General features: G+C 35.9%; 8 protein-coding genes. 4 read left to right on the top strand and 4 right to left on the bottom strand.

The genetic code is table 11. From position 1 onward, the window contains the following. Positions 1 to 539 precede the first annotated feature (539 nt). From LNP81_RS25970 to LNP81_RS25955, 4 genes are all read left to right on the top strand, one after another. Entirely contained in the window at positions 540 to 1994 is a 1455-nt protein-coding gene (locus tag LNP81_RS25970) for a glycosyltransferase family 2 protein (RefSeq protein ID WP_230040422.1), read from the top strand. Positions 1995 to 3099: 1105 nt separating this feature from the next. Beyond that, positions 3100 to 3696: a TetR/AcrR family transcriptional regulator gene (locus LNP81_RS25965; RefSeq protein WP_230040421.1), complete on the top strand. Its 597-nt coding sequence runs from the start codon at positions 3100 to 3102 to the stop codon at positions 3694 to 3696. A gap of 6 nt (positions 3697 to 3702) precedes the next feature. Next, positions 3703 to 3930 (top strand): hypothetical protein, encoded by a 228-nt coding sequence (locus LNP81_RS25960; protein ID WP_230040420.1) that lies wholly within the window; start codon positions 3703 to 3705, stop codon positions 3928 to 3930. 19 nt (positions 3931 to 3949) lie between these two features. Further along, positions 3950 to 5203, top strand: coding sequence for an MFS transporter (locus LNP81_RS25955; protein WP_230040418.1), 1254 nt, complete (start codon positions 3950 to 3952; stop codon positions 5201 to 5203). A gap of 497 nt (positions 5204 to 5700) precedes the next feature. Here the strand turns inward: LNP81_RS25955 and LNP81_RS25950 are convergent, their stop codons facing one another. From LNP81_RS25950 to nagB, 4 genes are all read right to left on the bottom strand, one after another. Further along, positions 5701 to 6738 (bottom strand): hypothetical protein, encoded by a 1038-nt coding sequence (locus tag LNP81_RS25950; RefSeq protein ID WP_230040416.1) that lies wholly within the window; start codon positions 6736 to 6738, stop codon positions 5701 to 5703. Between the two features lie 555 nt (positions 6739 to 7293). Beyond that, positions 7294 to 8322 (bottom strand): NHL repeat-containing protein, encoded by a 1029-nt coding sequence (locus LNP81_RS25945; RefSeq protein ID WP_230040414.1) that lies wholly within the window; start codon positions 8320 to 8322, stop codon positions 7294 to 7296. Then, on the bottom strand, positions 8313 to 9551 hold the full coding sequence (locus LNP81_RS25940; RefSeq protein WP_230040412.1) for a hypothetical protein: 1239 nt from the start codon (positions 9549 to 9551) through the stop codon (positions 8313 to 8315). Before LNP81_RS25940 ends, LNP81_RS25945 begins: the two co-directional genes overlap by 10 nt. A 316-nt stretch (positions 9552 to 9867) precedes the next feature. Then, complete coding sequence (gene nagB / locus LNP81_RS25935) at positions 9868 to 11805, bottom strand: glucosamine-6-phosphate deaminase (protein ID WP_230040410.1); 1938 nt, start codon at positions 11803 to 11805, stop codon at positions 9868 to 9870. Between the last annotated feature and the right edge of the window lie 153 nt (positions 11806 to 11958).

The following is an 11958-nucleotide window of genomic DNA, read 5'->3' as shown; positions in this document are numbered from 1 at the left end:
CTGGTTTTTCAGTCAGTTCTTCTTTCTGTTGGTTTTCTCTTGTGGTTATTTGTGCTTTTTTGAAATGTATCTTCTAAATAACCCCCAAAACCCCTAGCCCAGACAGAAGCGGCATCCTTTTTCTTGCTCCTTTAGCAAGGAAAAGATATAGTGGATGGCTGGAAATAGCTCCTAAAAATTAAATTCCAAAATTTTAAATTCCAAATCCCAAAAATCCTTCAACTTCTCTCAGCGTAACAATAATAAATCTCAGAAAGCGTTATAATGAAACTTCAAGCCCTATCGGGCACAACAAAACCTCAACTCAAAAAACTCCCAAACCCCAACAAAAACTGTATACTGTATCCTAAAACCGTATAATAATTACACACTCTCTAAATTGCCAAAACCGCTAAACAACTCAAAACCAGTAAAAACTAATAATGGCACAAGGCTTGCAAAATGGGATAATGTAGATTTCTGTCGATAAATGAAAATAACGAATCGGGAGGAAAGCAAAAAAATAAAAGCCATACAAAGCAAATCAAAAGTAGTGTCATATGAAAAGTGAAACCTTAACATCAGAACAATTTTATACTTCGAAATCAGACCTTAACAACGAACAAGCCTTAAACAGTTCCATTTTTCGTATCAGTAATGATCATGCAGCAACAAAAAAAGTAAGCGAGCGCACCAAAAGTAAGTTTGGGTTATTTGTGCTGGTAAGTACTTTTATCTTAATGTTTGTGGGAGCCTATTCTGTATACCATTTGCAGGACGACTTCGATCAGTTTCAAATTGAGCGATTAAACTCTTCCTGGGGATTACCATTCCTGATTGTTGCGGGATTGTTATTTTTCTTTCAGACAGGAGTTTTCCTTTACAACTTATACCTGTTTTTTAAATACAAGCCAATCGAATCCGTTTCGGATGAAATGTTGCCAACTGTTACCGTAATCGTTCCTGCGTATAACGAAGGAAAACTAGTTTGGGATACTTTATTGAGTTTGGCCGAAAGTGATTTCCCTGCACATAAACTAGAAATATTAGCCGTTGATGACGGAAGTAAAGATGATACCTGGTACTGGATGCAACAGGCCAAAATAAAATTGGGAGATCGTTTAACGATTTTTCAACAACCGGCAAACGCAGGAAAACGTCACGCCCTATACCGCGGATTTGAATTAGGAACCGGAGAAATTTTTGTAACGGTAGACAGTGATTCAATCGTAAAAAAAGATACGCTACGTAATTTAGTTAGCCCGTTTGTGGTAGACGAAAAATGTGGAGCAGTTGCAGGAAACGTTCATGTTCTAAACAGCAAAAAAGCAATTTTACCAAAAATGCTGAATGTAAGTTTCGTAATGAGTTTTGAATTCATGCGTTCTGCCGAAAGCAAATTAGGTTCGGTTCTTTGTACTCCGGGAGCAGCGGCAGCTTACAGAAAAACAGCCGTTTTCGCTTGTCTTGACGAATGGATCAACCAAACTTTTATGGGACAGCCATCAGACATTGGTGAAGATCGCGCCATGACCAATATGATCCTAAAACAAGGTCAGCACGTATTGTTTCAAAGAAATGCGTATGTATTGACAAACGTTCCTGAAGAATACACCGGATTGTACAAAATGTTTATTAGATGGAGCAGAAGTAACGTACGTGAAAACATCGCAATGGCAAAATACGTTTTCACAGATTTTAGAGAAGGATCTAAATTTGGTTCAAGACTTTTATGGCTGAACCAGGCATTAAGAATCGCTATGGCGTATCCGTTCATGCTTTTTATGTTCTTTTTTATCGCCATTCACCCACTATTGTTTTTAAGTTCAACACTTTTAGGAATCTTAATCGTATCAAGCTTTCCGGTTTTGTTTTACGCAAAAAGATATAATTTTTCAGATTCACTTTGGGCCTATTCATACAGTGTTTTTTACACCTTTAGCCTATTCTGGATTACACCATATGCCATCGTTACAGCCAATAAAAGAGGTTGGTTAACACGTGGTTTAGCATAAATTAAATACTTAGAATTAGATTAGAAATTGAAATTAGATTTGTTTTTGAAACTCCTGTTCATCTGAGCAGGAGTTTTTTTATGGAATAAAGTGATGTGTTTTTTTATAGCCACTGATTAAAGGATTAAAAAGGATTTTTTACAAATAGGTGATTTTAAATTACGTGTGGTTCTAATTTGGTCAAAGTTCTATGTCTTGAAAAACACATTTAATTTATATTTTTTTCAGGAGCTAATCCCGCACCCGAGCCTGAAAGAGCGAACTGGCGAAGCAATCCGTTCCAATCTTTTGTGCCTCCCGATAGCTATCGGGACCGGCACAAAAGGATTTTCTCCCGAAGCTTCGGGACTATCGGGGCTAGGGCACTCACTTTCATAAGAATATTTTGGTCTGGTTTGTCATTTCACAAAAGAAAATCACATATTTTCAAAGCCGATCTGCACATTTTTGGCATTTCGACCGAAAGGAGAAATGACAAACTTTCGCGATATATTTTGTTGAAATCTTAACTTATCGTATTTCAAACATAGCCCGTGGTTTCAACCACGGGAAACGTATCGAAATAACGTATCGAAATAACGTATCGAAATAACGTATCGAAATAACGTATCGAAATAACGTATCGAAATAACGTATCGAAATAACGTATCGAAATAACGTATCGAAATAACGTATCGAAATAACGTATCGAAATAACGTATCGAAATAACGTATCGAAATAACGTATCGAAATAACGTATCGAAATAACGTATCGAAATAACGCATCAAAATAACGCATCAAAAATAACGCATCAAAAATAACGCATCAAAAATAACGCATCAAAAATAACGCATCAAAAATAACGCATCAAAATAACGCATCAAAATAACGCATCAAAATAACGCATCGAAACAACGTATAAAAATAACGTATCGAAATAATGAAACACGATACATATATTGTGTCCCAACGGTTGAAACCGTTGGCTATGTTTTTTCCATATCAAGACTATTTAGATCTGAATTTGAAAACCTGTTATTTTTCTTCATTAAAATAATTTCAAAAAAATAATTAATAAAAGAATGTTCATTCATTTATTGTTTTATCTTTGCCAAAAAAATACCATGAGAATACGTGATGTTGATAAAGAAAAACTGGTAATTTCGACTGCCATAGATCAAATCGTACAAGACGGATTTCAGGGTTTCAGCATGAACAAACTGGCAAAAGCCTGCTCGATTTCTGTTGGAACCTTATATATTTATTATAAAGACAAAGATGACTTAATACAAAAAATAGGTGCCATTACTGCACTTAAGTTTTTTACCAGCACGGTAAAAAACTTTTCACCTCAAGTGTCGTTTGAAGAAGGATTATGGAAGCAATGGGAAAACCGTGCGGCGTTTACCATGAAATACCCCAAGGAAGTTGCTTTTTTTGAAATCGTCAAACATTCGCCTCACTCAGAAATTATTCTGGATTCTATTCAGGAGTTTGCAGATTTTAGAATGATTATGAAAGAGTTTATAGATAACGGACTACGTAACAAAGAACTGGTCCCTATGACATTTGAAGCCTTTTGGTCTGTCGCCTACGGACCATTATACACGCTGTTGAACTTGCATACTGAGGGTAAGAGTATGGGAGGGAAGCCATTTAAGCTTACCAGTGAAATTATGAAAGAAGCTTTTAGCCGAACCATAAAAGCTCTAAAACCATGAAAAATTATGGATACAGATTTAAATACCATACACATTTTTAAAACGAATATTGCCACTGTAGATCCCGCTTGCCCGCTGCGTAAAACGCTCGACGACCATCAGGATATACAGCAATGGAGTATCGATCACGAAGATGTCGATTGCGTACTCCGCGTTGTTTCTTCGGTACTAAAACCCGAAACAATCATTGGTATGATCAACGAATTTGGTCATGAATGCCAGGAATTAAATTAATAAAAAATAACCACTTTATATGGAAAAAACATCAGGGGAAAGCCCCACTTTTACTTTTAACCAAAAAATCATTATCGCCATTCTGGCACTTTTGCAGTTTACTGTAATTCTTGATTTTATGGTCATTTCTCCGCTGGGAGACATCTTAATGAAAACACTCGACATGACCACTGCAAACTTTGGTTTTGCCGTTTCGGCTTATGCGTTTAGTGCCGGAATATCCGGATTATTAGCAGCAGGTTTTGCAGACAAATTCGACCGAAAAAAATTACTGATTTTCTTTTATACAGGATTCATTATTGGTACCGTTTTCTGCGCACTTTCAACAAGTTATATGATGTTGCTTATGGCACGAATCGTAACCGGACTTTTTGGTGGTGTAATTGGCTCAGTATCTTTAGCCATCGTAACCGATTTATTCGTCATTCACCAAAGAGGCCGCGTGATGGGCTTTATACAAATGGCTTTTGCCACCAGTCAGATTCTTGGAATTCCGGTTGGATTGTATTTTGCCAACAACTGGGGATGGCATTCGGCATTTATCATGATCGCCGTTTTAGGAGTGCTGATTCTGATTGCGATTATTACTCAAATGCAGCCCATTGTCAAACACCTTGAAGTACAATCAGATAAGAGTCCGTTTTTGCATCTTTGGCATACCCTAAGCAACAAACAATATCAGATAGGATTTGCTTCTATTGCCTTTCTTTCGGTTGGAGGATTTATGTTACAGCCTTTCGGAAGTGCTTTTTTGGTCAACAATATAAAAATTAGCCAATTAGAATTACCAATGGTATTTTTCTTTACCGGACTTTCAGTTCTTTTTATCATGCCTTTGGTCGGGAAGTTAAGTGATAAAATAAGCAAGTTCAAATTGTTTGCAGCAGGTTCTATACTTTCGATCATTATGATTTTAATTTATACCAACCTGAATCCTATTCCGCTATGGGAAATCGTAGTGATCAATATGATTTTGTTTATGGGAATTATGAGCCGAATGATTCCTGCCACAACGCTAAACACAGCTATTCCAGGATTAGAAGATCGTGGCGCTTATATGTCGATATCATCTTCCTTACAACAAATTGCAGGTGGAATCGCAGCGGTTTGTGCGGGATACATTGTACATCAGAAAACTAAAACTGCTCCGCTTGAAAATTATGATATTTTAGGATACGTAATTGCAATTATTACACTTTGTTCGATATTCTTTATTTGGAGAGTGAATCAGTTAGTGAAATCGAAAGATGATGCAAAAGAAGTAAACATATAAACGAATCGTTCGTTTGAAAATAAGAAAGCTTGTCTGTTGAAGACAAGCTTTTTTTGTGGTTAATTTGTTTTTTAATTGCCCGCGGATTGTACGGATTAAAGGGATTTACGCGGAATTTTTTCGCAATCTTGTCATTTCGGAGGAGAAATCACACTAGAAATTATCCAAAGAAAATCGACAATCTTTGTAGTGCTTCTTACGTGTCCTTCTCCCGAAGTCTCGGGACGCTCAGGGTGACAATATTGGGGTGACTTTGTGTGTATCTTAAAAACAAACCCGACAGGTTTTAAAAACCTGTCGGGTTTACTTTGCGTGAAACTTTGTCAAAGTTCAAAACTTTGACAAAGTTGGTTGAGATGCTTTTTGTTTAAAGTTTAAGGTTTATCAGCATTGTCAGGCTGAGCGAAGTCGAAGCCCACGTTCCAATTGGAGCGCCCTTCGACTTCGCTCAGGGTGACAGCTCTGCGTTTCAGGTTTTACACCTTTCCGTTTCATTCTTAAACAACAAAAATAGGAGTGGCACCATCTGGCTGCAAGGGTACAGAATTAAAGTTTTGCGATTCTTCTATTTTACCAGTAACGGTTTTAAGAAAATCAGTTACATGATCTACGTAAAGCAATATTCTTTTGGGTTCTTTGGTGATTCCAAAAGGTAAATTAACATTGATATTTTCTTTTAATTCAATTGAAAGATTATGAGGTTCTAATTTACCCAATAAAGCAAATTTTACAAGTTCATTGCTTTTATCATAATCTCCTTCGAATTTTTGAATAGAATTAATAGAATCAAAAGGAATTTCTAAAGGGTCAAAAAGCCCATAACGAATGACAATTTTTTGAGATAAAATAAGATGAGTTCTAAAATAAATTGCTTTCAAATGCCCGATCAGATTAATCAGTAAATAAATATGAAGAATCAGGATAACAATGGCGATCGTTTTATTGCGCGAAATGAGATACGCATGCAACGCAATGGCTTCAAAAACCGAAGCCATCATTAAACCTATATAAATCGCACTAACGCCGCTTTCGCGATAGCCCGAAAAACCACTTTGATTATTGGTATTCCTTGTCCATTTTATAAAACAATAATAAAAGGAACACACTTCAAAAGCAATCATTTTTTCCAGTTTTTTAAACGGTATTGATTTTTTTAAAGAATCAGAAATAATAGCATATTCATCTTGTTCAACAATATCTTTTTGTTTTACCGCCTTTCTAAAGTTTCTCATAAATTGAAAAGCTTTCCAAAGTAAAAACATCAGAAATGCAATGTTGAAATAGATTTTGAATTGAAAAATGACTTGAAAAAAGTTGTTTTCCATTTCGAATACATAAGGAGTAATCTTGAAAACAGAATAAAAAACAAACCAAAACGTAAATTCAGTTTGTTTCTTATTTAAGATATAATACAATGCCGGTGTTACCACCAAAAAAAGAGCCGTAAAAACAGATAATAAAGACGAATTGTTCTGAAAATGATTATTTAAACTCACCAATGCAATACCAATTTCGATTGCAATAAAAATAATCAACGAGCTGTATTTTTTTAGCATAAAGTTTCTAAGATGTATTGGAAATATACTCCCTAAAATTAGAAATTTAAAAATGAATTGGAGGGGTTTTAGAGTGGTTTTTTTTAGTGAAAACTTGCAATCTTGTGAAATGATAAACTTTGTGAGCAAACTCTCAAAAACAAACTTTGCGTGAAACTTTGTCAAAGTTTTGAACTTTGACAAAGTTGGTTGAAGTGCTTTTTGTTTAAAGTTTAATATTTATCCGCATTGTCAGGCTGAGCGTCCCGAGACTTCGGGAGAAGCCCACGTTCCAATTGGAGCGCCCTTCGACTTCGCTCAGGGTGACAATAGTTACAAAAAATAAATTCAAAAAGATAAAAAATCCGTTTTAAATCCGCGTTTTCGCTTTAGCGAATCCGTATCATCTGCGTTCAATAGACAAAGAATTTCACGAATAAAAGAATTTCAAATTCCCATAAAAAAAATCCCAAATTCCAATGAAGGAACTTGAGATTTTTTATTGTAAAAACTTCTGTTTTTTTTGGAATTTGAGATTTCAAAAATTGGAATTTTCTAATTTTGTTCCTCAATCACAGATTTATTAAGTTTAATAACTCTAATCTTTTTATTCGTGTTATCCGATAAAAAGATACGATCGTTAAGTTGTGCAACACCTACAATGCTTCCAAAAGGATTTTGTCCTAAAACATCAGTAGCATTTATGCTTGCTGTATAGTTACGAGCCATAAAATCTGCTTTAGGATAAAGACGTAAATAATTAGTGCTTCCGTTATTTTCAGACGTAACAGCCCAATCATTGGTAAAACTTACGGCAATTGGTTTAGTTACAATAGTCGACGTTACCGGTTTTATAGGTTCAGTAAGTGAGCTTGCTGCATTGGCTCTGATGCCCGCAATGTTGTAATACAAATAGCTTTTTGCATCTCTTCCCGCAACGACTAAATTTCCGCCTTCAACATCAAGTGAATACACTTGGTCAAAACCATTTAAAGTATTCAGTTTTGCGATAGGTTTTAAATTCCAATCGCTGGTTTCTGTAATTTGAGAAGTTTCAAAAACTTTAATCGAGGTTTCTTTTTCTTTTACGAAAACCAATCCGTCTTTTACCACAACACCAAAAACGTGTACAAAAGTCTGCCACCATTGACCGTTTCCAACAATGCTGATTCCGGCATTTGTATTTTCGTCAATTACAAAAAGTCTGGACTCACGGCTTCCAATATAAATTCGGCCTTTATCAACAGCAACAGAAGTAATTTCCGTTAACGGAGTAGTGGTAGTTCCTTTTTTATATTCGGTAATGGTTTTGATATGTGCCAAAGTTACCGCGTTAAAAACCTCAAGTACATTGCCATTAGCGACATATAATTTTTCGTTAGCAATCGCGATTCCCTTAGGATCTAAAGTTCCCGTTCCGTCCCCAATTTGAGCCGCCGTTATCGAAGCTTCGTCAGTAGGATAGAAGTAGTTGTAAGTAGTTGGGTCATCGCCATTAGAATCTTTGCTGCAATTGGTAAAAAAGCAAAGTAATAGTAGTAAAAACGGTATTTTGTTCATGATAGTTTTGTAGGTTAGTTCCATTTTCCTTCTCCTTTATATTTTACTAAAAATGTATTTTTAGGATTAATAGTAAATACAGGTTTTTTGTAACTACCTGTTAAATAAGTAGTCTTTGTGTATCCTTTTAATACATCCGGATCAGTAAAAGGAAGATCATTTAAATGAATCAGATATTTATAAAACTCTGTTAACATTTCCTGTTGACCACCGCCCTGGCCGCTATTCGCCAAATTACTACTATGGCTATAACCTGAATGGTGCGAATATTCGTGTGACCAAACTGACATTTCTCCTTTCCAGTGTCCGGTAACATAACCCGATTCCCATTGCGATGCCAAAGCGCCTCCGCCCCAGGCAGAACCTCCGCCTACCATGGCCATATTCAGTGTACGGCTATCAATATAAGTATTATACGCTTGTTCGATTTGAGCTTTTGTCAGATAATCATAAACGCCATCGACATCATCAGCATTTCCGTGCCAGTTTAAGGCTCCATTTATTTCTGTTCCGGCTGTTGCAGCCTGTTCTTTTTTGTATCGGTCAAAATTCATGAATGTATCATAATACAAAGGATGACTGATTGCATACGAGAAATTGATGATCATGGTGATCGCTTCTTTAGCCAAAACAGGATTCATCGGTAAATATTTATTAGGATCATCAGCAGGATTATTAAGGTGGTACTGCGTGCTGAATTGTACTAGTCGATTTGATTTTATTTTCTTGAATTTGGCAAATAAAGGATCTGATGATTCTACCGAAAATTCGATCGCTCCGGAAGAAAATCCGCCAATTTTATCAATCGTAACTGTTTTTCCGTTTTCTAACTGATAATCGTGTTTTCCTTCGACCAAAGGAAGTTGGTGAAAAGAACGGTGAAAAGCAGGAACTTTAGAAAACTGGTAAATCAAAAAGCGCTTGTCGTAGTTGGCTATTTTGGCATAAACTTTTACATCGCTCAGTCCAACTGGGGAATAAAGAGAAACCTGAACAGAATCTTTTCCTTTCTGGAGGATCTGCATGGGTTGGTTAACGCGGAAAAAACGGTCCTTGTTGTCATACATTTTCGACGAGTTTTCATCGTCCTCGAACATGGTCATAGGTCGGTTTTCCTTTGGTAAATTACTAGCATCAATGCTGGGCAAATAATTGGCTTTGTAATCGTCTCCTTTCGAGTCATCATCGCTGCAGCCAATAAGTACGCTCGCGAAAATAGCAAAGGGCAAAAAATAAGAAATGGTTTTTCTCATAAGGTTTGTAGGTTAAATTTGGGGTTTATTTATACAACGCAAAACTATCAATATGATTGTTAAAAACAAGAATATTGACAGAAAATTGCTGTTTTAATTTGTTATAAAAGTAGGTTTTTTTAGATTTTCTTATTCTTTTGTTTTTTAAGGTTTTATCAGGGCGAAAGATAAGTTGTAACTGAAAAACCAACTTTTAAATCTGATCAAAAATGTTTTGATTTTGATTTTTATGGCAATTAAATCTATAGTCCTGAAACTTTGGGACTATAGATTTAATAATTACACTCAACGAGTTTTTTAAATATCTTAATTGACTTTAATAATCAAAACGTTTAAAAGCTTCGATTGCTTCGTATTCTGCTAATCCTAAATCATCGTATAAGATCGCAGTGTTTTTGTTACGGTCTTCGGCTCTCACCCAGAATTCTCTAGAGTCATTTCCCTGAAACATAACCCTGTCTTTTTGAGATTGGTGGTATAAAATCGCATGACGTTTTAATAATACTTCTGATGGAGAAAGCGGAACAGCCATATCAATTTCATGAATGTCCCATTCGTGCCAGGCTCCTCTATAAAGCCATAACCAGCAATCATCCATGTATTTTTCTGGTTTTAATTGTTTCATGGCGGCAAAAATCGCATTCAGACAAACTTCGTGCGTTCCGTGCGGATCTGCCAAATCTCCGGCTGCAAATACCTGATGCGGTTTTATCTTGGCGATAATATCTTTTACAATGGCAATATCTTCAGCTCCTAACGGATTCTTTTTTACCTGTCCTGTTTCGTAAAACGGAAGATCTAAAAAGTGCGTATTCTCATCTTTTAAACCAATATATCTTGTGGCCGCATAAGATTCTCTTCTTCTTATTAATCCTTTTAATTTTCGAACTTCAAGAGAATCGATCTCGTTTTCTGACTTGTTGTTTAAGAATTCAATTACCGATGTGAAGTTGATTCCGCTACCGGCTTCGCCAATAAAATCTTTGGCAACCTCAGCAAATTTTAATGCTTCGTCATCTGTAACCGCTATATTTCCGGAGGTCTGATATACTACATGTACATCGTGACCTTGTTTTATCAATTTTGAAAAAGTTCCTCCCATAGAAATCACATCATCATCCGGATGTGGACTAAAAAGAATCACTCGTTTTTTTGCTGGATTGGCTCTTTCCGGACGATGCGAATCATCGGTATTGGGTTTTCCACCCGGCCATCCTGTGATGGTATGCTGCAATACGTTGAACATATTGATGTTCAAATCATACGCAGAACCTTCCTGCGCCAATAGATCAGACATTCCGTTGTTGTTGTAATCTCTGTCTGTTAATTTTAATATCGATTGTTTTGTTTTTTGGCACAACCAAACAATCGCTTTGCTTTTTAATTCCTGTGTCCAAATGCATTCTCCAACAAGCCAAGGCGTTTTGAAACGCGTTAGTTCAGATGCTGCAGACTGGTCTAATACGAAAGTCGCATTAGCATGATTTTGTAAAAATGTAGCAGGAACTTCTGAAGATATATCCCCCTGAATAGTTCTCTTGATGATATCGGCTTTGTTTTGTCCCCAAGCCATAAGTACGATTCTCTTCGATCTCATGATCGTAGAAACTCCCATGGTAATCGCTCTTTTAGGAACATTGTCGATTCCATTAAAATCTGATGAGGCGTCTACTCTTGTAATATGATCCAGTGTAATAATTCTGGTTCCTGAATTGATGTGCGATCCCGGCTCGTTGAAACCCACGTGACCTGTACGCCCAATTCCTAATAATTGAAAATCAAGACCTCCGGCGTTTTTAATATTCATTTCATAATCAATACAATATTGGTTTAATTCATCAATATGTACCGTTCCGTCAGGAATATTAACATTCTCTGGTTTGATGTCAATATGATTAAAAAGATGCTGATGCATGAAATAATGATAGCTCTGATTGTTTTCTTTGGTCATTGGATAATATTCATCCAGATTGAAAGTAATCACGTTGCTAAAGCTCAGGCCTTCCTCTTTGTGCATTCTCACTAACTCTTCGTAAACTTTTATAGGAGAAGAACCTGTTGCTAAACCTAATACACAAGATTTTCCTTTTTCTTGTTTAGATCTAATTAATTGCGCAATTTCCTGCGCTACAATTATAGAAGCTTCTGTTGAATTTTTGAAGATTTCATTATGGATTTTCTCAAATCTGGTTTCTTCAAATTTTCCCGCACTTTTATAGCTGATATCAGGTTTGGTTGCTAAATCAGTTTCCATTTTTATTAATTTTATTTGGTTATTTTTATTTGTTAATCAATATTATTTTAACACATAGAGACATAGCTTTTCTTTGCCTGCAAAGGCGTTTCACTTGCATTAATGCACATATTTATAGGAGTAAAGCTTAGTTTCTCCTAATATTTTAAATCA

The sequence above is a fragment of the Flavobacterium piscisymbiosum genome (assembly GCF_020905295.1).
In the GTDB taxonomy this organism is placed as follows: domain Bacteria; phylum Bacteroidota; class Bacteroidia; order Flavobacteriales; family Flavobacteriaceae; genus Flavobacterium; species Flavobacterium piscisymbiosum.
The sequence above is the reverse complement of the archived record's forward strand: the minus strand, read 5'-3'. Positions and strand labels throughout refer to the sequence as shown.

Coding starts and splice junctions, on each gene's coding strand:
- LNP81_RS25945 (WP_230040414.1), bottom strand. CDS start 8,322: ATGGAACTAACCTACAAAACTATCATGAACAAAATACCGTTTTTACTA.
- LNP81_RS25970 (WP_230040422.1), top strand. CDS start 540: ATGAAAAGTGAAACCTTAACATCAGAACAATTTTATACTTCGAAATCA.
- LNP81_RS25955 (WP_230040418.1), top strand. CDS start 3,950: ATGGAAAAAACATCAGGGGAAAGCCCCACTTTTACTTTTAACCAAAAA.
- LNP81_RS25940 (WP_230040412.1), bottom strand. CDS start 9,551: ATGAGAAAAACCATTTCTTATTTTTTGCCCTTTGCTATTTTCGCGAGC.
- LNP81_RS25960 (WP_230040420.1), top strand. CDS start 3,703: ATGGATACAGATTTAAATACCATACACATTTTTAAAACGAATATTGCC.
- LNP81_RS25965 (WP_230040421.1), top strand. CDS start 3,100: ATGAGAATACGTGATGTTGATAAAGAAAAACTGGTAATTTCGACTGCC.
- nagB (WP_230040410.1), bottom strand. CDS start 11,805: ATGGAAACTGATTTAGCAACCAAACCTGATATCAGCTATAAAAGTGCG.